The sequence below is a fragment of the Holophaga foetida DSM 6591 genome, from assembly GCF_000242615.2.
Lineage (GTDB): Bacteria > Acidobacteriota > Holophagae > Holophagales > Holophagaceae > Holophaga > Holophaga foetida.
In genome coordinates this window covers 436,764-459,930 of record NZ_KI912268.1, presented here as the reverse complement: position 1 = coordinate 459,930, position 23,167 = coordinate 436,764, and the positions used below count along the sequence as shown (strand labels likewise).

General features: G+C 63.9%; 17 protein-coding genes. 5 read left to right on the top strand and 12 right to left on the bottom strand.

Translation table 11 applies throughout. The annotated features are described in order from the left end of the window. Window positions 1-303 precede the first annotated feature (303 nt). Together HOLFODRAFT_RS0202020 and HOLFODRAFT_RS22440 are read left to right on the top strand one after the other, a co-directional pair. Complete coding sequence (locus tag HOLFODRAFT_RS0202020) at window positions 304-1,335, top strand: uroporphyrinogen decarboxylase family protein (RefSeq protein ID WP_026938950.1); 1,032 nt, start codon at window positions 304-306, stop codon at window positions 1,333-1,335. Between the two features lie 41 nt (window positions 1,336-1,376). Beyond that, window positions 1,377-2,030: a purine nucleoside phosphorylase YfiH/LACC1 family protein gene (locus tag HOLFODRAFT_RS22440; protein ID WP_005036949.1), complete on the top strand. Its 654-nt coding sequence runs from the start codon at window positions 1,377-1,379 to the stop codon at window positions 2,028-2,030. Here the strand turns inward: HOLFODRAFT_RS22440 and HOLFODRAFT_RS23705 are convergent. The 4 genes from HOLFODRAFT_RS23705 to HOLFODRAFT_RS0201990 form a co-directional block, all read right to left on the bottom strand. Further along, a complete protein-coding gene (locus HOLFODRAFT_RS23705; protein WP_005036951.1) occupies window positions 1,993-3,822 on the bottom strand; it encodes a response regulator in 1,830 nt (609 codons plus the stop codon). The genes HOLFODRAFT_RS22440 and HOLFODRAFT_RS23705 overlap by 38 nt on opposite strands. Further along, a complete protein-coding gene (locus HOLFODRAFT_RS22435; protein WP_005036953.1) occupies window positions 3,819-5,468 on the bottom strand; it encodes a sensor histidine kinase in 1,650 nt (549 codons plus the stop codon). The genes HOLFODRAFT_RS23705 and HOLFODRAFT_RS22435 overlap by 4 nt, the downstream gene beginning before the upstream one ends. A 14-nt stretch (window positions 5,469-5,482) precedes the next feature. After that, window positions 5,483-6,013, bottom strand: a complete 531-nt coding sequence (locus HOLFODRAFT_RS18830) for an RsmD family RNA methyltransferase (RefSeq protein ID WP_005036954.1) — start codon at window positions 6,011-6,013, stop codon at window positions 5,483-5,485. 229 nt (window positions 6,014-6,242) lie between these two features. Continuing rightward, window positions 6,243-7,244: a beta-ketoacyl-ACP synthase III gene (locus HOLFODRAFT_RS0201990; protein ID WP_005036957.1), complete on the bottom strand. Its 1,002-nt coding sequence runs from the start codon at window positions 7,242-7,244 to the stop codon at window positions 6,243-6,245. 110 nt (window positions 7,245-7,354) lie between these two features. Between HOLFODRAFT_RS0201990 and kdsB the strand changes: the two genes are divergently transcribed. After that, complete coding sequence (gene kdsB, locus HOLFODRAFT_RS0201985; RefSeq protein ID WP_005036959.1) at window positions 7,355-8,137, top strand: 3-deoxy-manno-octulosonate cytidylyltransferase; 783 nt, start codon at window positions 7,355-7,357, stop codon at window positions 8,135-8,137. Here the strand turns inward: kdsB and HOLFODRAFT_RS18825 are convergent. Beyond that, the gene (locus HOLFODRAFT_RS18825; RefSeq protein ID WP_005036962.1) at window positions 8,134-9,294 is read right to left on the bottom strand and encodes a 2-isopropylmalate synthase; all 1,161 of its coding nucleotides are present in this window, start codon (window positions 9,292-9,294) and stop codon (window positions 8,134-8,136) included. The genes kdsB and HOLFODRAFT_RS18825 overlap by 4 nt on opposite strands. A 109-nt stretch (window positions 9,295-9,403) precedes the next feature. On the opposite strand from HOLFODRAFT_RS18825, the gene HOLFODRAFT_RS0201975 reads away from it, so the two are divergent. Continuing rightward, the gene (locus HOLFODRAFT_RS0201975; RefSeq protein ID WP_005036964.1) at window positions 9,404-10,279 is read left to right on the top strand and encodes a LysR family transcriptional regulator; all 876 of its coding nucleotides are present in this window, start codon (window positions 9,404-9,406) and stop codon (window positions 10,277-10,279) included. A 26-nt stretch (window positions 10,280-10,305) separates the two neighbouring features. Here the strand turns inward: HOLFODRAFT_RS0201975 and ilvA are convergent, their stop codons facing one another. From ilvA to proC, 4 genes are all read right to left on the bottom strand, one after another. Next, on the bottom strand, window positions 10,306-11,841 hold the full coding sequence (gene ilvA / locus HOLFODRAFT_RS0201970) for a threonine ammonia-lyase, biosynthetic (protein ID WP_005036967.1): 1,536 nt from the start codon (window positions 11,839-11,841) through the stop codon (window positions 10,306-10,308). A 132-nt stretch (window positions 11,842-11,973) separates the two neighbouring features. Beyond that, entirely contained in the window at window positions 11,974-13,293 is a 1,320-nt protein-coding gene (locus HOLFODRAFT_RS0201965) for a glutamate-5-semialdehyde dehydrogenase (RefSeq protein WP_005036970.1), read from the bottom strand. After that, the gene (proB, locus tag HOLFODRAFT_RS0201960; protein WP_005036972.1) at window positions 13,290-14,135 is read right to left on the bottom strand and encodes a glutamate 5-kinase; all 846 of its coding nucleotides are present in this window, start codon (window positions 14,133-14,135) and stop codon (window positions 13,290-13,292) included. Before proB ends, HOLFODRAFT_RS0201965 begins: the two co-directional genes overlap by 4 nt. After that, complete coding sequence (proC, locus tag HOLFODRAFT_RS0201955; protein WP_005036975.1) at window positions 14,132-14,950, bottom strand: pyrroline-5-carboxylate reductase; 819 nt, start codon at window positions 14,948-14,950, stop codon at window positions 14,132-14,134. Before proC ends, proB begins: the two co-directional genes overlap by 4 nt. 194 nt (window positions 14,951-15,144) lie before the next feature. On the opposite strand from proC, the gene acnA reads away from it, so the two are divergent. Continuing rightward, window positions 15,145-17,820 carry an aconitate hydratase AcnA gene (acnA, locus tag HOLFODRAFT_RS0201950; RefSeq protein ID WP_005036977.1) on the top strand — a complete coding sequence of 892 codons (2,676 nt, stop codon included), beginning with the start codon at window positions 15,145-15,147 and terminating at the stop codon, window positions 17,818-17,820. Between the two features lie 326 nt (window positions 17,821-18,146). Here acnA and HOLFODRAFT_RS0201945 read toward each other — a convergent pair whose 3' ends face one another. The 3 genes from HOLFODRAFT_RS0201945 to HOLFODRAFT_RS0201935 all read right to left on the bottom strand — a co-directional run bounded on the left by HOLFODRAFT_RS0201945 (window position 18,147) and on the right by HOLFODRAFT_RS0201935 (window position 22,950). Beyond that, a complete protein-coding gene (locus HOLFODRAFT_RS0201945) occupies window positions 18,147-19,541 on the bottom strand; it encodes a cryptochrome/photolyase family protein (RefSeq protein WP_005036979.1) in 1,395 nt (464 codons plus the stop codon). Window positions 19,542-19,637: 96 nt separating this feature from the next. Further along, complete coding sequence (locus HOLFODRAFT_RS0201940) at window positions 19,638-20,327, bottom strand: hypothetical protein (protein ID WP_005036981.1); 690 nt, start codon at window positions 20,325-20,327, stop codon at window positions 19,638-19,640. A 4-nt stretch (window positions 20,328-20,331) separates the two neighbouring features. After that, entirely contained in the window at window positions 20,332-22,950 is a 2,619-nt protein-coding gene (locus HOLFODRAFT_RS0201935; RefSeq protein WP_005036983.1) for a valine--tRNA ligase, read from the bottom strand. Window positions 22,951-23,167: the final 217 nt, after the last annotated feature.

Below are 23,167 nucleotides of genomic sequence, written 5' to 3'. Positions count from 1 at the left end.
GAAAAAGAGAGGCGCCAAATGGCGCCTCTCTTTTTCGGAAGTCATATTTTCAATTAAACAGGTTGAAAACATTCAGAAGCATTTTACTCAACCTTTTGTCTCACAAAAATGATTGCCCCTCATCCGTCTTGATCCGATGATATGACCAGAAGCAAGAATCCCTGAACCAGACCGGAACGGATGGGGTTGGGTTGGGGGCAAGCGAGAAGCGTTCAGCTGACCGACTACGGTTGTGTCAGCTCTAGTCTAGCCCGAATTAGAGACTTTTATCTCGATACATCGAGAGCAAATCTGGAGGACACCATGAAGCGCAACATGTACCAGTGGGTCAACGAAATCCTGGCTTCCCCCGAGCGGAAGGCCCTGCCCATCGTCACCTATCCCGGTGCCGACCTCACCGGCGGACGGATCATCGACATCGTCTGCAACGGCAAGGTGCAGTTCGAGTGCATCAAAGCCCTCTCCGATAAGTACCCCTCTGCGGCCGCCATCACCATCATGGATCTCTCCGCCGAGGCCGAGACCTTCGGCAGCCCCGTGAAGTTCTCGGACCACGAGGCCCCCACCGTCACCGCCCCCATCGTCACCGACAAGGCCGCCATCGAAGCCCTCCAGGTGCCCAAGGCCGGCCTGATGCGCACCGAGGCCTACCTGAAGGCCGCCGAACTCGCCGCCGAGAAGATCACCGATCGCCCCACCCTGGGCGGCGTCATCGGGCCCTTCTCCCTGGCGGGCCGCCTCTTCGATGTCACCCAGATCATGATCGCCGTGCGCCGCGACCCTGAGATGATCCACACCCTCATGGCCAAGTGCACCCAGTACGTGACGGAATACATCCTGGAGTTCAAGAAGGCCGGTGCCAACGGCGTGGTCATGGCCGAGCCCACCGCCGGACTGCTCTCCCCCGCCATGTGCAAGACCTTCGCCTTCGACTACGTGAAGCAGATCGTGGACCAGGTCCAGGACGAGAACTTCATCGTGGTGCTTCACAACTGCGGCCACGCGGTGAAGCAGGTTCCTGCCATGGTGGAAACGGGCTCCAAGGTGCTCCACTTCGGCAACGCGGTGGACATGATGGAGATCATGCCCCAGATCCCCGCCGATGTGGTGGCCTGCGGCAACATTGATCCCTCCAATGTCATGCGCACGGGCAGCACCGAGATGGTCCGCGAGAAGGTCTCCGAGCTCCTGGCCAAGACGGCCTCCTACAAGACCTTCGTGCCCTCCACCGGTTGCGATGTGCCCCCCGGCAGCCCCCAGGCCAACGTGGAAGAGTTCTTCTCGGCCCTGGTCGACTACAACCGCGCCCAGGCCACTGTGGCCAAGGAGGCCTGAAGGTTCCGATAAGCTGGAGAGCTGAAAGGTTTACCCCCTCCATGCTCCAGCCCATCGCCCCCCCGCCCTTCAACCTCCAATGGGGATTCAGCACCCGTGCTGAATCCCCATTTTTCATGCCTTCGCGCCTCCTCTCCCAGGTCCACGGCACCCGGGTTCTGGAAGCCTCGGATCAGCTCCAGGAAGGGGACGGACTCTGGACCATGGAACCCGGACGCTTCATCGGCGTGCGGGTGGCGGACTGCACCCCAATCCTGCTGGCTGGCCCCATTGGTGAGCGTCCCTGGGTGGCCGCCCTCCATGCCGGGTGGCGAGGGGCTGTGGGAGCCCTGGGGGAACCAGGAATCCTGCGTAATGCCCTCGGGATCTTCCGAAACCTGGGAGGCAAGCCCTGGGACCTGATCTGGGCCCTGGGCCCAGCCCTCCAGGCCTGTCATTTCGAGGTCGGTGAGGAAGTGGTGGAAGCCGCCCGACGGGATCCAGCCTGGCGGGAGGATCTCGCCAAACCGGGCCCGGGGGGCAGACCCCACCTGGATCTCGCCGCATTCCTGAAGTCCCAGGCTCTGGATCTGGGATTGGACCCGGCGAAGGATGGATCCCTTTCCCGCTGCACGAGGTGTGAGGGGGATATTTTCTACAGCTACCGCGGCGGCGACCTCAAGGAGCGGCAGTGGGGCTGGGTCCGGATTGATTGAGGGGCAGGACCACGCTGACCACCGTTCCCTCCCCTTCGTTCCGGATCGACACGGTCCCGTCGTAGGCAGCCAGGAACTGCCGCACGGAAGGCAAGCCCCCCCCGGGCGAGCGGACATCCATGATGGCGTCCTGGTGCAAGGTGGAAAAGGGCTCGAAGGCGGTGTCCAATCCCATGGGAGGGATGGGGCCACCTTCGTCCCGGATCTCGAAGTGGCTTTCCGGACCCTCCATCCACGCGCGGATGAAGATCGTCCCCGTGGGGGTCGGTCCACCGACAGCGTGCTGCACGATAAACTGCAGCATCTTGGCGAAGTCACTGTACACCCCGAACAGAGGGAAGGCACAGGACTGATCATCAATCTGCACGGCAACGCCAGAAGGAATGACGCCCTCAGCCTGGAGCAGTTCCAGTTCCTGCTGGAAGATCTCCTGTGGCACCAGCCATTCCGGGGTGGCGGGCCCCCCCTGTGCCACCCGTCTTGAGAGAGCCTTGAGAAGACCATCCACCTGACGCACCGCATTGCTGAGCTCACCCAAGGTCTGGCCAACCTCCGCCGAGGGATCCGGCAGCAGCTCAATCAAGTGTTTCCCATTGCTCCGCAGACTGTCCACCGGTGAGCGCAGTCGCTGGGTGATCTTCAGGAAGAGGCTTTCCATGATGACCTGGCGTTCGTGGCGGCCAAGGTCCGCTTTGGCTTGCTGGAGATCCAGGTATGCCTTTTCCATCCCCTCATAGCTGGCGGCCAGGGCACGGCTGCTCTCTGTAAGGCTGGCGATGAGCTCCGCGTTCTCCCGGCTCACGAGAGCCATGGAGGCGAACATGGCCAGCATCTCCAGTTCCAGGGGCAGGAAGGGCTCGGCACGGGACATCACCCAGACCCCCCACTTGGATTCAGAAGCCTGACTGTCCTGCAACACGATCAGACAGGCCTCTCCGTTCAGAGGCCAGAATCCATGGGCTACCCCATCCTCCCAAAGGCGATTCGCGCGAAGCCCCTCCCCGTGGAGGGGAACCCCTTTGGGCAGGACCTGGGCCTTGAGGTAGAAGGGGGAAGTCGAGGGGAGGACCGGAGCCGGTTCCAAAGCCTCTCCGTTCCAGCAAACACCCTCCAGGTAGGCCATGCTCTGGTGGGATCGATAGGCGTACAGGGTGCTGACCTTCAACTCGCCCCGTACTTCCTCGAAAATCAGGGCACTGAGGCTGAGCGGATCATGCTCGGTGAGGATGCTCTGACTGAGGGCCAACAGGCGTCCCAGGCTCTGGTTCCGGGTCTGCAGATCCCGCTGGGTAGCGAGGAGTTTGGCATTGGTATCCTGGGCGACCCGGAGCTGGGCTTCCAGGTGTTCAACCATCTGGGCGCTGAGATTGCGCAGAACGGCGCCTTCCCGCACGGCATCGACTTGCTCTCGGCGCCCCTCTAGATACCCGTTCACCTGTTTTACGAAAGTGAAGGGATCAATGGGCTTGGGTATGAACCCATCACACCCGGCCACCAGGGCGGTTTCCCGGTCGCTCTTGAGGGTCTTGGCCGTCAGGGCAATGATCGGGGTGGTCCGCAGTTCAGCCTGCTGGCGGAACTTGGTGGCGGTTTCAAACCCGGAAAGCCCTGGCAGATTGATATCCAGAAGAACCAGGTCCGGCATCAAGGACAGGGCCATATCGAAGCCCTGGATACCGTCCTCGGCCCAATGGACCTCGAACCCAGCCTGCCCCAGAAGGCGCTGGACAAGACGCCAATTGATCGGGTTGTCCTCGATGCAGAGGATCCGGACGGAGCCAGAGTCAGTCATCGTTGCTCCCCACGCAGTATCGGAAGACTCAAGGTGAAGGTGCTGCCTTCTCCCTTGGTGCTCTCAACCAGGATCTCTCCACCCATCATCCCCATCAGCCGCTTGGAGAGAGCCAAGCCGAGCCCTGTCCCCCCGAATCGACGGGTGATGCTCCCATCCACTTGCTGAAAGGGCTTGAAAAGGCGCCCCATCTCAACGTCGTCCATGCCGATACCCGTGTCAGAAACAGCGACCCGGAATGTATCGCCCTCGACCCATGACCGCAAGGCCACCCTGCCCCGCTCGGTGAACTTGATGGCGTTCCCCAGGATGTTGGTGAGCACCTGTTTCAGCCGGAAGGGGTCTCCCATCACCTGCACAGCCTCCTCGGAGGGTGAAAAAAGGAACTCGATGGGCCGATCCAGGATCAGCCCCGGCGCCAGGAACTTCATTTCCTCCAATACGCTGACGGGATCCATGGGTTCCAGATCCAGCTCGAACTGGCCAGCCTCGATCTTCGACAGGTCCAGGATCGAGTCGATCATGCTCAGGAGGCTGCGACCGTTCTCCAGGATAATGTTCAGATCCTCCCGGACATCATCCGGGATGCGTTCGCTGCTCTCCTGCAAGAGCAGGCCAGAGAAGCCGATGACCGCATTCAAGGGGGTTCGCAGCTCGTGGCTCATGTTCGCCATGAACTCATCCTTCAGCCGATCCACTTCCTGGAGCTTCTGGAAACTGGCCGTCAGGCTTTCGTTGAGCTCAACCAGCTCCACGGTCTTCGACTGGACCTTCTCCTCCAGGGTGTCGGCCCAGGCCTTCAACTCGGCCTTGCTCTGTTCCAGCCCATGGGTCCGTTCCTGCACCACATGCTCCAGACCCGCCCGGGTCTCCTCCAGCTCCCAGATGGTCTCGGTGAGCTGGCGGGTCCGTTCCTGGACCCGGAACTCCAGAAGACGGTTCTGGCGCTCGATCTCTTCCCGACCGGCCCGAAGGCGGCTGGTCATCAGATTGAAGCTCCGCCCCAGATCCTCAAGTTCGTCCCGGCTTCCCACGGAAATGGGGGGACCCTCCAGGTCGCCTTCGGCCACCTTGCGCGCCGTTCTGGTCAACTCCAGCAGGGGGGCGACGTAGTTGTGCGAGATCAGGCGCATCATGGCCAATCCGATCAGAATGGCGACCGCACCCGTGCCGAATCCCATCTGCACGATCTCATGGGAAAACTGGTGGATATCTGCAGTGGGAAGCCCCACAACCATCGAAAGGCCCCCTGGAAGGGGCGCCTCCACCAGGCAGAGCCCCCGATCGTCCCATGGAGCCGCCCCCCCCTGGCGCAATGTGTGGACCCGCCGCTCCAGATCGGCAGGAGTCCTCTGCCCAGCGTAGAGGCGCTCCCCCTTGGGGCCCAGGACTGCGCAGAACGCCACAGCATTGCCGTCATCGATCGCCCTCAGGGCTGAGGCCAGAAGCCTGGGATCCCCGGTCCCCAGGACCGGTTCCACGGCATGCACCGCAACTTCAGAGATGTAGCGGGCGAAGTCGGCCCGACGTTCAAGGGACTGATGCCTAACGTGGTAGGGATAGTACCCGGCAACGAATGCAAGCGAAACAAACACCAGGACGGCGATGAAGATCCCGAGCTTGGTCTTGATGGGCAGACGGAGCATCCGTCATTCTAGCCTCAGACAGGGGTCAGGAAGTGAAAACACGCTGCCCCGTACCGGCGGACCTCAACCTCCTCCCAACCTGGGACTGGGGCTAGGTCGGTTTTTGCATCTGTCTCCCAAACCATGACACCACCTGATGCCAGCCAGCCCAGGAGCCTGGGGGCGATTTCCAGCCAGAGGGCAGCAGCGGCTTCGTAGGGGGGATCCGCGAAGAGGACCGCCACTCCTTGGAACTGGTCCGGAGCCAGACCTCGCACATCCTTGCGCAGTACCGAGATCCCGGTGCCCCGCGTGTTGGCCTCCAGAAGAGGGAAGGCCGCCGGTGCGGACTCCACGCAGGTCACCGGGGCATAGCCCCTGGACCAGGCCTCCACGGAAACCGCTCCTGTCCCCCCGAAGAGCTCCAGGAAGCCCCCCTGGGGCCAACGCTGCAGAATGGAGAAGAGCGCCTCCCGGGCCCGGTCAGCCGTAGGGCGGATCCGCAGATCCCCAGGCTCCAGAGACCGGAGCCGACGCCCCTTGAGAGAACCAGCAATAACGCGCACTACAGACTCCCGGTAAGACTTCGCCCGGAGACCCATCCCCGGAACTGCACGGTGCCGAGCGCGGCTCCGCCAAGCAAGGCACGGGGGTCCGGGGGGACGCAGAGGTCGCTTGCGACCGGACGGTCCCCCCGGAACTGCACGGTGCCGAGCGCGGCTCCGCCAAGCAAGGCACGGGGGTCCGGGGGGACGCAGAGGTCGCTTGCGACCGGACGGTCCCCCCGGAACTGCATCAGTAAGCCCACTTCAGCAGCGTTCCGCCCCAGGTGAACCCGGCCCCAAAAGCCGCCAGCACAAGGGTGTCCCCCTTCCCCATGCGTCCAGCCTCGTAGCACTGGTGCATGGCCGTGGGAATGGTGGCCGCAGTGGTGTTGGCGAAGTAGCGGATGTTGTTGGCCATGAGCTCCGCGGGGAGCTCCAGGCGCTTGGCGGCGGCCTCCATGATCCGGATGTTCGCCTGATGGGGGATGAAGAGCTTCAGATCCTTGGGGTCGATGTTGTTCCGGTCCAGCATCAGCCGACTGGCCTCGGCCATCTCCCGCACGGCCCGCTTGTACACCTCCTTGCCTTCCTGGTAGATGTAGTGCTTCTTGGCGGCCACGGTCTCAGCACTGGCGGGCATCACGGATCCGCCGGCCTCCATGCGCAGGAAGGCACCCCCGGAGCCATCGATGTAGTGCTCGAAATCGAGGATACCCAGGCCATCCTCGACCTGTTCCAGGATCACCGCACCGGCACCATCGCCGAAGAGCACGGCGGTGTTGCGGTCCGACAGATCCAGGATGGAGCTCATGACATCACAGCCCACCACAGCCACCCGCTTGAACCCGCCCCCGGCCACCATATTGGCGCCGGTGGTGAGGCCGAAGAGGAACCCGGAGCACCCGGCATTCAGATCGAAGCCGAAGCACTTGGTGGCGCCGATCTTGTGCTGGATCAGGGCCGCCGTGCAGGGGAAGAACATGTCGGGCGTGGTGGTGCAGGCCACGATGGCATCCAGGTCATCCGGCGTGAGGCCCCGGTTCTTCAGGGCCATCTTGAGGGCCTCGGCCCCCAGATCCGAGGAGCCGACCCCCTTCTCAACCCAGCGGCGCTCCTTGATGCCGGTGCGGGTAGTGATCCACTCGTCGTTGGTCTCGCAGTACTGCGACAGCTCATCATTCGTGACGATGCGATCGGGGAAGAACTGGCCAGTCGCGGTGATGCCCACGGAGGCAGCTAGTTTACGGGTCAATGGAACCTCCAAGTGGAATCCAAACCTTTGATTGTGAACAATCCGGGCCGACTTTGCCACGGTTGCGAATCCAGAGCAGCGAAGACAGAGATTTAGATAGGATGAATCCCATGCGCACCCTGGCTGTTCTCCCTTCCCGATACAAGGCCACCCGCTTCCCGGGCAAGCCCCTCGCCCCCATCGCGGGTCAGCCCATGATCCAGCGGGTCTGGCAGGCGGCCAAGGCAGCGGAAGGCGTGGACCGGGTGGTGGTGGCCACGGACGACGAGCGGATCCAGGCGGCCGTGCTCGCCTTCGGCGGCGAAGTGGTCATGACCGACCCCGCCCTGCCTTCCGGAACGGATCGGGTTGCCGCGGCCCTGGAGGCCCTTGGCGAATCCTTCGATGTGATCGTGAACATCCAGGGGGACGAACCGGCCATGCACCCCGAAACCGTGGGGGTTCTGGTGAGACTCATGGCGGAAAACCCCGATCTGCCTCTTGGGACCGTGGCCTGCCCCTTCAGCAATACCGAGGAGCTCTTCAGCCCCAACATCGTCAAGGTCATCACCAACGATCTCGGGCACGCCCTCTACTTCAGCCGCAGCCCCATCCCCTACCTGCGCAATAGCCAGGTTTTCGAGCAGGACTTCCGCCCCTGGATGAAGCCAGAGCAGCTCGCCCTGTACAAACGCCATCTGGGCCTCTACGCCTACCGCCCCGAAGCCCTCCGGGCCTTCATGAAGCTGCCGCCCCATCCCCTGGAACAGGCCGAGATGCTTGAACAACTCCGGGCCCTGGCCCACGGCATGACCATGGGCGTCGCCCAGACCCCCTACCTCAGCCTGGGGGTGGACACCCCGGAGGATGTGCCCCTGGTGGAAGCGCTGCTGAAAGAACGAGGACTGGCCTAGCCGCAATTGACCAGCACTCCCTGCGCCAGTTCCAGGATCTCGTCGTCGCTCACGCCCTTCTTGCGCTGATCCGCCAGATCCGTGAAGGCGCGGTATACCTGGACCAGCCCATCCCCCTCCAGGAGGATGCCCAGGGCCTCCAGCTTGGCCCGCAGGGCATTGCGACCGCTGTGTTTTCCGAGCACAAGGCCGGTATCGGGGAAGCCCACATCCTCGGGCTTCATGATCTCGTAGGTGCTGCGTTCCTTCAGGATGCCATCCTGGTGCACTCCGGACTCGTGGGCGAAGGCGTTGCGGCCCACCACCGCCTTGTTGGGCTGGGGATCGAAACCCACGAAGCCCGACAACATCCGGCTCGTCCGGTAGATCTCCGGCGTGCGGATGCCGGTGGAGAGTCCCATGAGATCCCGGCGGATCCTCAGGGCCATGACGATCTCTTCCAGGGCCGCATTGCCCGCCCGCTCCCCGATGCCGTTGACCGTGCACTCCACCTGACGGGCCCCGGCGGCTACCGCTGCCAGGCTGTTGGCCACCGCCAGCCCCAGGTCATTGTGGCAATGGACGCTCACCGTGGCCCGATCCCCGATGGCCTGGACCACCCGGCCCACCAGGGGCCCGAACTCTTCCGGGAAGGCATAGCCCACGGTGTCCGGCACATTGAAGATGGTGGCACCGGCATCCGCCGCGACCCGGGCCACCTCCACCAGGAACTCGGGCTCAGTGCGGCTGGCATCCTCGGCACTGAACTCGACCTCATCCACGAAGGAACGGGCGAAGGCCACGGCCTTGGCGGTCTCCTCCAGCACCCGTTCCTTGTCCATGCGCAGCTTGTGCTCGCGGTGGATGGGACTGGTGGCCAGGAAGGTGTGGATGCGCGGTCGGACAGCCCGATCCAGGGCCCGGGCAGAACGTTCGATGTCTTCACGTTTGGCGCGGCTCAGGCTGGCCACGGCGGAGTGCCGGACCTTGGCGGCGATCTCCTGGATGGCGGTGAACTCCCCCTCGGAGGCAATGGCAAAGCCAGCCTCCATGACATCCACGCCCAGAGCCTCAAGCTGAAGGGCCAGCTGGACCTTCTCGGCCGCGGTCATGCTGCACCCGGCGGCCTGCTCACCATCCCGCAGCGTGGTATCGAAGATGAATACACGGTCGCCCATTGCGGACCTCCACAGATCTCAATCTGGAACGCTGGTTCGAATTAAACAAATTGATTCTATTTTTGATACAATTAGCATTCGTGATTGAATTAGCAAAAGCGGAGACGCCATGGACCCCCAGTTTTCCCTCCGGATCTTTCAGGCTGTGGTCAATGAGCGGAGCTTCACCCGGGCGGGTGAGCGGCTGGGGCGCACCCAGTCGGCCATTTCCCAGGCCATCCACCGCCTCGAAGAGGATCTTGGGGAAACCCTCCTGGACCGCAGCGGCAGGGATCTCCTGCTGACGGATGCAGGCAAGGTGGTCTTCGAAGCCGCCTGCCGCCAGGAGAACCTGAACCAGGAACTGATGCACCAGCTCCAGGAGCTTCGCAACAAGAGCGTAGGGCGGATCACCCTGGGGGCCAACGAGAGCATGACCCCCTACCTGCTCCCGCTCCTGGTCCGCTTCCGCCGCCGCTACCCCAAGGTCAAGGTGGTGGTCCGCCGGAGCCGCTCTTCCGAGCTCCCGGAGAACATGCTGCGCGGTGATGTGGACTTCGGCTTCTCGAGCCATCTCCCCAAGGATGAGCGCTTCGACGCCATTTCCATCGCCAGGGACCACCTCAGCTTCGTGGTGGCCCCCAACCACCGTTTGGCTTCACGGGACGAGATTTCCATCCGGGACCTGAGCATGGAATCCTTCATCGCCCACAACGTCAACAGCCCCTACCGGGAGAAGGTCATCCAGACCTTCACGGATTCCCGGGTGGACCTCAACATGGACCTGGAGATGCCCTCCATCGAAGGCATCCGCCTCATGGTCCAGGCCGGAGAGGGCGTAGCCTTCCTGCCCTACCTGTGCGTCAAGAGCGATCTCGAGGCGGGCCTCCTGAAGGAGGTCAAGGTTCAGGAACTCTGGCATGAGCGGGAGATCTACCTCCTGCGCATCGAAAAAAAGCCCCTGAGCCACGCAGCAGAAGCCTTTCTGAGCGTGATCAAGGGCTGAAACAGGATCCATCAAAGCAATGTTTCCTAGTCGCAGGTGGTGCGATCCGGATCCCCCAGGAAGAGGTGGTAGGCCGGGTTCTCGGTCTCATCGGTGTAGGGGTAGCCCACCTCATTCACGAAGCGCTGGAAGGCCTTGCGCTCGGCCTTGGGCACCTGGACCCCTACCAGCACCTGACCATAGGTGGCGCCATCGTTGCGGTAGTGGAAGAGGCTGATATTCCAGGTGTCAGCCATGTGGGATAGGAAGTCCAGCAGGGCTCCCATGCGTTCGGGGAACTCGAAGCGGTAGACCACCTCGTTGATGTCCTGCTTGACCAGGCCGCCCACCATGTGGCGGATGTGGAGCTTGGCCAGTTCGTTGCCCGTGAGGTCCTTCACGCGGTAACCCTTGCCATTGAGCATGGCCAGGGTGCTCTCCCGCTCCTCGCGCCCCTTCACCGCGAGACCGATGAAGACAAAGGCCTGGGAAGGATCGGAAAAGCGGTAGTTGAACTCCGTGATGGGGCGGGGTCCCAGAACCCTGCAGAAGGCCTTGAGGGCACCGGGCTTCTCCTTGAGGTTCAGGGCGAAGAGGCACTCGCGGTCCTCCCCCAGCTCGGCCCGCTCGGCGATATGCTGGAGGCGGCTGAAGTTGATGTTGGCCCCACTGATGATGCCCACCAGATTCTCCTGCCTGGCGCCGGTGGCCTCGACGTATTTCTTGATGCCCGCCACCGCCAGGGCGCCGGAGGGCTCCGCGATGGAGCGGGTCTCGTCGAAGATGTCCTTGATGGCCGCGCTCATCTCGTCTGTATTGACCCGGATGACCTCGTCCACGCACTTCTTGCAGATGCGGAAGGTCTCCTCGCCCATGAGCTTGACCGCCACGCCATCGGCGAAGATGTCCACTTTGTCCAGGGTCACCCGCTTGCCCGCCTTCAGGGAATGGTAAAGCACGGCTGAGCCCTCGGGCTCCACGCCGATGATCTTGGTCTCGGGACGCAGGTACTTGATGTAGGCTGCCACCCCGGCGATGAGCCCGCCCCCGCCGACGGGAACGAAGACAGCTTCGATGGGACCAGGGTGCTGGCGGATGATCTCCATGCCGATGGTGCCCTGCCCCGCGATGACCTCCGGATCATCGAAGGGGTGGACGAAGGGAAGCCCCTGCTCCTTGGAGAGCGCCAGGGCGTGCTCGCAGGCCTCGTCATAGCTGTCCCCGAAGAGGACAGCCTTGGCCTTGCGCCGCCGTACGGCATTCACCTTGATCTGGGGGGTCGTCTTGGGCATGACGATGATGGCGGGAATGCCGAGGTGCTGGGCCGCCAGGGCCACCCCCTGGGCATGGTTGCCCGCCGAGGCCGTGACGATGCCGTTCTTCCGTTCCTCGGGACTCAGCCAGGCGATCTTGTTGTAGGCCCCCCGGAGTTTGAAGGAGAAGACCGGCTGGAGATCCTCCCGCTTCAGGAAAATCCGGTTGCCCAGACGGTCATCCAGCAGAGGCGCCGCATCCAGCGGCGTCTCGATGGCCACCTCGTAGACCTTGGCCTCCAGGATCTTCTTGATGTACTTCGTTGTCATCGGGGGCTCCGGAAAAAGCACTTCCACCACCAAGGCACGAAGAACACCAAGAAAAGCAAAAGAAAGAGAAGAAAGGCATCCTGCTTTTCTTCGTGTCCCTTAGTGTCCTTGGTGTCTTCGTGGTGGAATTCCTCAAAGTGGCAGGTCGTCGGCGTGGAGGGGCTTGGCGCCTTCGCCGCAGTAGGGGGCGACCTCATGGCCGTGGCCCTTGAGGACGTACTTGTAGATCAGGAGACCTTCAAGACCCACGGGACCCCGGGCGTGGATGCGGGCGGTGCTGATGCCCACCTCGGCGCCGAAGCCGTAGCGGAAACCGTCGGCGAAGCGGGTGGAGGCGTTGTGGTAGACCCCGGCGGCGTCCACCTCATTGAGGAAGCGCTCCACGACGGCGGCGTCCTCCGAGATGATGCACTCAGTGTGGCCGGAGCCGTGCTGCCGGATGTGGGCCAGGGCCTCGTCCAGGTCCTTTACGACCTTCAGCGCCAGGATGGGGGCACCGTACTCCGTGTCCCAATCCGCCTCGGTGGCAGCCTGGATCATGGGGGCGATGACGCGGGTGGCCTCGCAGCCCCGCAGTTCGACACCCCGGGGGGTGAGATCCCCCACCAGTTTGGGGATCATCTCCAGGGCTATGGCCTCGTGGATGAGCACCGTCTCCACCGCGTTGCAGGCGGCGGGGTACTGGAGCTTGGCGTCCCGCACCAAGCGCACGGCCATGGCCTGATCGGCCTTGGTGTCCAGGTACATGTGGCAGATGCCCTCGGCATGCCCAAGCACGGGGATGCGGGTGCGGGCCTGGATGGAGCGCACCAGCTCGCTGGAACCCCGGGGGATCACTAGGTCCACGGACTGGTTCTGCTGGAGGAGGATATCGATGGAAGCCCGGTTCTCCAGGATCACCAGGGCGTTCTCGGAAAGCCCAGCCTCCTTGAGCCCTTGCTTCATGAGCCCCACGAGGCAGGCCACGGAGTGGGCGCTCTCCCGGCCGCCCTTGAGGAGGGCCGCATTGCCGGACTTGATGGCCAGGGAGCTGATCTGCACCGCCGCGTCGGGACGGGATTCGAAGATCACCGCCAGGACACCGAGGGGCACGGGACGGCGCTCCAGCACCAGACCTTCGTCGAGCTGGCGGCGGATCTGGAGCCTGGCCAGGGGATCGGCCAGCTCCACCACGGACTCGAGGCCCCGGATCATCTCTTCCACCTTGACCCTGTTCAGCTTGAGGCGCTGGTAGGCCGAGTCGCTCAGTTCCCCGGAGGCCAGCATGGGCTCGGCGGCCTTGAGGTCCTCGGCGTTGGCCGCCAGGATTTCGTCCATCCGCTCTTCAAGAAGCTCCGCAGCCCGACGGAGGGCCTTGCAACGCACATCATGGGCACTGAAGGCCAGCGTGGTGGCCGCACTGCGGGCATCGGCAATCCGCGCCAGCACATCCTGTTCCAGATTCGTCGTCATGCCTTCACCTCTTTCTCCGACCTGGGACGGGGCACGAAATAGGTGCCCACAGGCCGCCCCACGGCCACATCACGAACCGATCCCGGCTTCTCGCCGGAAGCGATGACCACAGCCACACCTGCATCCATCCCCAGGCGGGCCGCTTCGAGCTTGGTGCTCATGCCGCCTCGGCCCCGCTCGCTGCCGCCCTGGGCCAGGGCCCAGATCTCCGGCGTGAGCTCCTTCACCACGGGGATGAGGGGGGCTTCGGGATTCACCTTGGGATTGGCTTCGTGAAGCCCCTCCACATCGGAGAGGATGAGCAGGAGATCGGCCTCGACCTCGGCGGCCACCAGGGCCGAGAGCTTGTCGTTGTCGCCAAAGACCCGACGCCGGGCCGGGGTCTCTTCCACCCGCTCCAGTTCCAGGGTCGAAACGGTGTCGTTCTCGTTGATGATGGGGATCACGCCGAGCTGGAGCAGCTTCTCCAGGGTCGCCCGGAGGTTGCCCCGGCGCACGGGATCCGCGAAGTCATCCTCCACCAGGAGCACCTGGGCGCAGACCGTATCCATGCGGTGGAACCCGGACTGGTAGAGTCCCATCAGTTCGCCCTGGCCCACGGCGGCGCAGGCCTGCTTGAGGTCCAGGGTCTTGGGCTTGGAGGCCAGCCCCAGGCGCAGGGCCCCCAGGCCGATGGCGCCGGAACTCACCAGGACAATCTCCCGTCCATCGCGGCGCAGGGCCACCAGGGCCTCCATGAGGGTGAAGAGGCGCCCCAGGGCGGGATAGCCGTCGGCATCCAGCAGGACGTTGGTGCCGACCTTGATGACGATGCGGTGGGGATGGCTACGATGGAAGGTCATTTCCCCAGCCCTCCAGCCACGCGGGTGGCGTGCTCAATGCCCCGGGCGATGGTGGAGCGCAGCTTGCCGTCCTCCAGCACCATGAGTCCGGCGATGGTGCTGCCGGCAGGGGTGCAGACCTCATCCTTGAGGGCCGCCGTGTGCTTGCCGCTCTTGAGGGCCATGGTGGCGGCCCCCAGGGTCATCTGGGCAGCCAGCTCCTGGGCCACGGCACGGGGGAGCCCGCACTGGACACCGCCCTCCGCCAGGGCCTCCAGGATCACGAAGACGAAGGCGGGGCCGCTTCCACTGAGGGCCGTCACGGCATCCAGGTGCTTCTCCTCCAGGCTCATGACCCGGGCGATGGGCTCGAAGAGGGTCCGGGCCTTGGCCAAGTGATCCTCCGAGGCTGCCTGGCCGGGGGAGAGCACCACCATGCCCTGGTGCACGGAGCAGGCCGTGTTGGGCATGGCCCGCACCACGGGGGTGCCCTGGGGCACATGGGATTCCAGGGATGCCAGGGTGACGCCCGCCGCGATGGAGATCACCAGGGGATGGTGATTCAGGGCACCGACCTTGCTAAGTTCCTTCAGAACCGGCCCGATCTCCTTGGGCTTGACGCAGAGGAGCACCACATCGGACGCCTTGGCGGCTTCCGCAGGGCTGTCGGCCAGGGTGACCCCCATGGCGGCAGCCTTGGGGGCCACGGCCATGTGGTTGGGGTCCGCAGGATGGATCCGCTCCGGCGGGAAGCCGCCGGCCTCCACCAGACCGGCACTGATGGCCTGTCCCATGGTTCCGAAACCGATCACGGCCACGCTAGGGAAAGCAGTCATGGAAGCTCCTGATACGAAAAAACCCCGACCGGTGCGGGGGTGCGGGTAGCGTCGATCTGTTCAACGAGTGAATCTAGCGCGAGACTCCCCACCCACCCCGGAAAATGGGGCGAGGGTGCGGAATGCTGATTCGCAGGGAAATGCACATGGCAGTAGCCTATCATTTCCGGTGAATCCCTGTCCAGGAGAGCCTCATGGCCGTTGCCCACCCCTTCGGAAGCATGCTTGCACCCTTGAAGGAGCTGGGCAGCTTCTTCTCCCTCCCTGCCCTCGGACAGCACCTCGGGCAGGACCTAAGCCGCCTGCCCATCTCCATCCGACTCGTGCTGGAGAGCGTCCTGCGCAATTGCGACAGCAGGCGCATCACGCCGGAGCACGTGAGGCAGCTCGCCGCCTGGCAGCCCGAGGCCCCGCGGGTGGACGAGATCCCCTTCGTGGTGGCCCGGGTGGTGCTCCAGGACTTCACGGGGGTGCCCCTCCTGGTGGATCTCGCCGCCATGCGAGATGTGGCCCGGGAGCTCGGGCAGGATCCGAAGCACATCGAACCCCTGGTGCCCGTCGATCTCGTGGTGGACCACTCGGTGATGGTGGACCACTACGGCACCAAGGACGCCCTGAAACGAAACATGGAGCTGGAGTTCCAGCGAAACCAGGAACGCTACGCCTTCATGAAGTGGGGCATGGGGGCCTTCCAGACCTTCAAGGTGGTTCCTCCGGGCTTCGGCATCGTCCATCAGATCAACCTGGAATACCTGGCCCGGGGTGTCCACCGCAGCGAGGATGGCGTCTACTACCCGGACACCCTGGTGGGCACCGACAGCCACACCACCATGATCAATGGGGTGGGCGTGGTGGCCTGGGGCGTGGGGGGCATCGAGGCCGAGGCCGCCATGCTGGGCCAGCCGGTCTACTTCCTCACCCCCGATGTGGTGGGCTTCGAGCTCAAGGGCAAGCTGCGGGATGGCGTCACCGCCACGGATCTGGTGCTGACGGTCACGGAGATCCTGCGCCGGGAGAAGGTGGTGGGCAAGTTCGTGGAGTTCTTCGGCGAGGGCGCCGCCAGCCTGACGGTGCCGGACCGCGCCACCCTCGCCAACATGGCCCCGGAGTACGGCGCCACCATGGGATTCTTCCCGGTGGACGAGGAAACCCTGGCCTACTTCAAGGCCACGGGCCGGAAGAGGAAGGAGATCGAAGCCTTCGAGGCCTACTTCAGGGCCCAGGAGCTCTTCGGTGTGCCCCAGGCAGGCCAGATCGATTACAGCCAGACCCTCAGCCTGGACCTCGGCACCATCATCCCCTCCCTGGCGGGTCCCAGGCGGCCCCAGGACCGCATCGAGATCGGCCACATGGCCGCCCGTTTCGCGGAGATCTTCCCCAAGTCCCTGCACCGGGCCTACCCAGCAGGCGAGGGACTCGAACTGCACAACGGCGATGTGCTCATCGCCGCCATCACAAGCTGCACCAACACCTCCAACCCCGGCGTCATGCTGGCGGCGGGGCTCCTGGCCCGGAATGCCGTGGAGGCGGGCCTGCGGGTGGCCCCCCACATCAAGACCTCCCTGGCCCCAGGCTCCCGCATCGTCACCGAGTACCTGGAAGATGCGGGCCTCCTCAAACCCCTGGCCAAGCTGGGCTTCAACCTGGTGGCTTACGGATGCACCACCTGCATCGGGAATTCGGGCGAACTGGCCCCAGAAATCAACGAAGTCATCGCGGCCCACGACCTAGTGGGGGCTGCGGTGCTCTCGGGCAACCGCAACTTCGAAGCCCGGATCCACCCGGCCATCAAGGCCAACTTCCTGGCCAGCCCGCCCCTGGTGGTGGCCTACGCCCTGGCGGGGAACGTGACCGTCGATCTCCTGCGGGAACCCCTGGGGGAGAACCAGAAGGGTGAACCGGTCTTCCTCGGGGACATCTGGCCCAAGGCCAGGGAGATCCGGGCCCTGCTCAAGAAAGCCATGAAGCCCAGGGCATTCCGGGAGAACTACGCCAAGGTGGCCAGCAAGCCCGGCAAGCTGTGGGAGAAGATCGCGGGCGCGACCGGGGAGACCTATTCCTGGCCCACCAGCACCTACATCGCCAAGCCCCCCTTCTTCGAGGGATTCGGCCTTGGAGAGAATCCCGGATTCACACCGGGCGTGAGATCGGCGCGGATCATGGCCCTCTTCGGGGACTCCGTCACCACGGATCACATCTCCCCGGCAGGCTCCATCAAGGAGGCCTCCCCGGCGGGGCAGTACCTCCTGGCCCAGGGCGTGGCCAAGGCCGACTTCAATTCCTACGGCTCCCGTCGGGGCAACCACGAGGTCATGATGCGGGGCACTTTCGCCAATGTGCGCATCCGGAACCTCATGCTGCCCATGAAAGAGGACGGCTCCCGCGAGGAGGGCGGCCTGACCCTGCACCAGACAAGCAATAATAAACTATTTATCTTTGATGCCGCCATGCGCTACCAATCCGAAGGCGTGCCCACGGTGGTCTTCGCCGGTGAGGAATACGGCACCGGCTCCAGCCGGGACTGGGCAGCCAAGGGCACCCAGCTCCTGGGCATCAAGGCCGTGGTGGCCCGGAGCTTCGAGCGCATCCATCGCGCCAACCTCGTGGGCATGGGAGTCCTGCCCCTCCAGTTCATGCCGGGCGACTCCTGGGAGACACTGGGAATCGTCGGCAACGAGCTCATCGATATCGAACTCGACCCCGAACTGAAGCCCCAGAGCGAAGCCCAGCTCCGCATCACCCACCCCAATGGGAACGTCATCAATGCCTGGCTGAAGCTGAGGATCGACACCCCCATCGAGGTCGAATACTACCGTGCCGGGGGAATCCTGCCGTATGTGTTGAGGGAACTGCTCAGAGCCAACATCTAGACGAGTGCTGTCCACCTTGACGCTCCGGCTTGGCTTCGGGAGGGTGAGGGGTGCTGCGGAAGTGCCCACTGTTGTATGTATTTATAAATCACATTGGCAACTTGTTTTCATAGCCATTCATCAGCCTTCTTCTTTTATCCTGGCCATCCTGCATATCCTGTTGAAAAGCTTTGAACAGGATGCGCACGGATGGCCAGGATAAAGGATTAAAAATAACGAAACCCCTCCGGTGCAGATCCGCCACGCCGCGCCGGAGCACCTTCCAACCCATGGGACCGTCTGGCGTCCTCAGAGTCGGATCCGGTCCCACCCGTTCAATACGCCAGTTACCCACCCAACCCCTTGAAACGCTGAAGGGTACGCTGGCGCTCCAACGCGTGGTCCACGATGGGGGGCGGGTAGTCCACACCCTCCACCGCCCACGGAGCATGGATCTGCTTGGCGGACACCTCCTCCAGTTCGGGGCAGTACCTGCGTATGAACTCGCCCTCCGGATCGAAGTTCCGGGACTGGGTGACGGGATTGAAGATGCGGAACCAGGGCTGGGCGTCGCAGCCCGTGGAGGCCGCCCACTGCCAGCCGCCGTTGTTGGCAGCCAGATCGAAGTCCAGCAGGTGCCGGGCGAAGAAACGCTCCCCGCGCAGCCAGTGGATCCCCAGGTCCTTGGTGAGGAAGGAGGCCGTCACCATGCGGAGCCGGTTGTGCATCCAGCCCGTGGAGAGGAGCTGCCGCATGGCGGCGTCCACCAGGGGATAGCCTGTCCGTCCCTCGCACCAGGCCTGGAAGCGGGCCTCGGCCTCCAGCCCCTCCTCCCAGGGAATGAGATCGTATCCGGATCGGAAGGCGTGGGATTCCACCTCGGGACGGTGCCAGAGGAGCTGCTGGTAGAACTCCCGCCAGATCAGCTCATTGAGCCAGGCCTGGGCCCCCTCGGTGCCGCGCTCCAGGGCGAAGCGCACCAGCTCCCGGATGGAGATCGTGCCGAAGCGCAGATGGACCGAAAGGCGGGAGCCCCCGTCAATGGCAGGGAAGTCCCTATTTGACTTATAGTTGTCGATCTTTTCTTGAAAACCTTCCCAGAATACCCGCGCGCCCCTGGTGCCCGCCCGCAAAGCCAGATCGGTCTTCCTGAAGCCCAGCTCTTCCAGCTCGGGAATCCGCTCCCCGGGAGGCTTGGGCGCCAGGCGCTCCAGCCCTTCCACCGAAAAAGGCGCCAGACGGTGGGGGCCGAGGGTCCGCATCCAGGCGTTCCGGTAGGGCGTGAAGACCGAGAACATACGCCCTGCCCCCGTCAGGATCTCGTCGGCCTCGAAGATCACCTGATCCCGGAGGGCCGTGAAGGCGATCCCCAGGCCCTCAAGGGCCCGGGCCACGGTCTCATCGCGCCGAACAGCCTCAGGCTCGTAGTCCCGGGCGCAGACCACCTCCCGGACCCCCAGCTCCAGGGCCAGACGAGGAATGATCTCCCGGGCATCCCCGTGCCGCACCAGAAGGCCTGACCGACCTGAAGGCTGCGCCAACTCGCGGTCCAGCTCCCGCACGGAGCCCAGGATGAACTCCACCCTGCGATCCTCTTTCGAAGGCAGGGCATTCAGGATGGGGGCATCGAAAACGAAAACGCAGTGGACCTGCCCGTATCGCCCGAGGGCGTGGTGCAGGGCCGCGTGATCCTTCACCCGCAGATCGCGGCGGAACCAGACAAGGGCGGCGGTGTCACTCATAGACACCCGAGTATAGACTCACACCAAGACTGGCCTACCCCGCTTCGTGGAATCGAGTCCGAGCGCCAACCCCCCTGTTCGCTGTTTCCATCCATTTCATCCTGAATATCCCAGTTTCTCCTTGTAGAGCAGCGGATCGAACTCCGCTCTTCTCCTCGGACAGTCCAGGTTGGTGCAGAGCATGCAGTTCTCGTACTTGGTATCGGTAGAGAAGATGATGCCCGTCAGGGACTTGGTGGGGAACATCATCAGGTTGGGGCTGAAACGGATGCCGGTCTGGGCCTCCACATCCCCCAGGAGACCCATGAGGGGTATCTGCTGATCCAGAGGCCAATCCGGCAGCGAGCCAGGGTTCATCATGGCCACGGGACCCGCCGCGTAGGTTTCACTAACGTGGGGCACCAGGTATTCCATGGTCTTGAGGAGCACCTGTTCCTTGATGGTGTCAGCCCAGAAGCCCTCCAGGGGGCTATCGAAGCCGTGGGACCAGTGGTCCAGCTCCACCCCGCAGGTGGCGGCGAAGGGGAAGACCCGCCCCACCTCCTTGAGGTTGATTTTCACGAGACGGCTCTGGAACGCGACGCCAGCTACCGTGACCGTGTCCTCCCCGATCGCATCGATGGGGGCCATCCGGAAGATGGCCTTGGGACGGGCCACCGCCTGGGCCTCGGCCACCATTTCCGTCAACCGCTCCAGGCGCCGGGGGTTCTCCCTCAGGCGCAGGATGGTCTTGAGTTCCTGGACATCCAGGGTCAGGGGGATACGGTCCAGCAGCGTGGTTTCCATGGGGCTATCCCAGCAGGGCCCGGACCTTGGCCAGGCGCCCTTCCTTCTCGCGAAGCTGTCCCCGCATCTTGTCCACGGCAACCTGGGGAGCCTTGTTGACGAAGTTCTCGTCGGCCAGACGCTCCCGCAGGGGGGTGGCCTCCTTCTCGAGTTTCTCCAATTCCTTCTCCAGCTTGGCTCGGTCCGCCGCCGGATCCTTGAGGCCCGCCAGCTCCAGGGCCACCAGACCGCCACCCACCACGGAAACCGCACGGCTGGGGCTGGCCAGATCGCCATCCAGGAAGCTGAGGCTCTCCAGCTTGGCCATGGACTTGAAGCCGTCCAGGAAGACCTCCAGCTCCTTCAGGGTGGTGAAGCCGGGAAGACGCTTGCCGGGATCGATGCCGTTCTCGGCCCGCAGGCGCAGGATGGCGGAAAGGGCCTCCTGGAACTTGGGCATGAGCTCGGGGTTGCCGCCCTTCTTCTGAAGCATGGGGTGGTCCAGGGGCCAGGACCGGGCCGCCAGGAAGCTGGGCTCACCCGGAACCAGGCGCTCGGACATCACCGCCTCGTGGATCTCTTCTGTAACAAAGGGCACAACCGGGTGAAGGGCCCGCAGAAGGATGTCCAGGAAGTGGAGGATGGCAGCCTTCTGCTCCGTCGTGCCCTGCTGGAGGGTCACCTTGGCCAGCTCGATGTAGGTGGCGCAGAAATCGTCCCAGACCAGGTGGTAGAGGATCTCGGCGGCCTCGTGGAAGCGGAACTCCTCGATGGCCTGGGTGGTGCGCTCCAGGGCGTCCTTCATGCGGGCGGCCATCCAGTACTCGGCCTCGCCCAGCTCGGGCTCCACCGCCAGGGTCACGTCCGGAGTCAGGCTCATCTGCACGAAACGGGCGGCGTTCCAGAGCTTGTTGCAGAAGTTCCGGGAGGCCTCCAGGCGGCTCTTGGAGAGGGAGATGTCCGTGCCGGGGGCCGCCATGGCTGCCAGGGAGTAGCGGAGGGCATCGGTGCCGAACTCCTCCATGGTCTCCAGGGGGTCGATGACGTTGCCCTTGGACTTGGACATCTTGCTGCCGTGCTCATCGCGCACCAGGCTGTTGAAGTAGACGTCCCGGAAGGGCACCTCGTCCGTCCAGAGGAGGCCGGACATCACCATGCGGGCCACCCAGAAGAAAAGGATGTCATAGCCCGTGATGAGGACGCTGGTGGGGTAGTAGCGCTTGAGGTCCCGGGTCTCGTCGGGCCACCCGAAGACGCTGAAGGGCCAGAGGGCCGAGCTGAACCAGGTGTCCAGGGTGTCGGGGTCCTGCTCCAGCTTCTCGGAGCCGCACTTGTCGCAGGTGTCCGGGGCCTCCTCCTCGACCATGAGGTGGCCACAGCCCAGGCAGGTGTAGGCGGGGATGCGGTGGCCCCACCAGAGCTGGCGGGAGATGCACCAGTCCTGGATGTTGTTGAGCCAGTGCTCCCAGACCGTGGCCCAGCGCTCGGGGGTGAAGCGGATGCGGCCATCCCGTACCGAGGCCAGGGCAGCCTTCGCAGCCTCGTCCACCTTCATGAACCACTGTTCAGAGACCAGGGGCTCCAGGACGCAGCCCGTGCGGTCCGAAACCGAAACCTGGTGGGTGTAATCCTCGATCTTCTCAAGGAGGCCCTGGGCCTCCAGATCCGCCAGCACCTTCTTGCGGCACTCGAAGCGGTCCAGGCCCGCGTAGGCGGCACCGGCCTCGGCAGTCATCTTGGCATCGAAACCGATCACCGTGATGCTGGGCAGGTGCAGGCGCTTGCCCGCGGCATGGTCGTTGGGATCGTGGGCCGGGGTGAGCTTAACGCAGCCGGTGCCGAACTTGGGGTCCACCATCTCGTCGGCCACCACGGGAATCTCGCGGCCCGTGAGGGGCAGCTTGAGCATCTTGCCCACGAAGGCCTTGTAGCGCTCGTCCTCGGGATGCACCGCCACGGCGGTATCGCCCAGCATGGTTTCGGGACGGGTGGTGGCCACCACCAACTGACCCGAACCATCCGCCAGGGGGTAGCGGAGGTGCCAGAGCTTGCCCTGCTTCTCGACGTACTTCACTTCCAGGTCAGAAAGGGCGGTCTGACTGGCCGGGTCCCACTGGATCATGCGGGGGCCCTTGTAGATGCGCCCCTGCTTGTAGGCGGCGGCGAAAACCTTGCGCACGGCCTTGTTCAGGTCCGGATCCATGGTGAAGCGCTTGCGGGTCCAGTCCACGGAAGCGCCGAGGCGGCGCAACTGGTTCTCGATATCGCCCTGGTTCTGATCCTTCCACTGCCAGAGACGCTTGAGGAATTCCTCGCGGCCCAGATCGTGGCGGGTCTTGCCTTCGGCCTCCTTGATCTGCCGCTCCACCACCACCTGGGTGGCGATGCCCGCGTGGTCCACGCCGGGCACCCAGAGGGCGTCGAAGCCCTGGGCCCGCTTGAAGCGCGTGAGGATGTCGTGGAGGGTGAAGACCAGGGCGTGGCCCATGTGGAGGTTGCCCGTGATGTTGGGCGGCGGGATCACGATGGACCAGGGCTTCTTTCCACTTTCGGGCTGGGCCTCGAAGATCTTCGAGTCCTCCCACTGGGCATACCACCGGGTCTGGGCGGTCTTGAAATCAAAGGCCTTGTCCATTTCGCGCATTTAGGAATTCCAAAAAGAGTTTCTGGCTCACATCAGGCAAGCGGTACCCGGGAATCGCCCATCCGTGCAGTCTTCCAAGGTCCGAAACAATCAGTTTACATCAAGGATGGGGGCCCACTGGAGCCTTGAAAGGGAAAATGGGAATGGTTGATTTTCACAACATTCATAATGGCTTGCACCGGGTCCGAGGGGACCTCGGTCACATCCAAAGTTGACC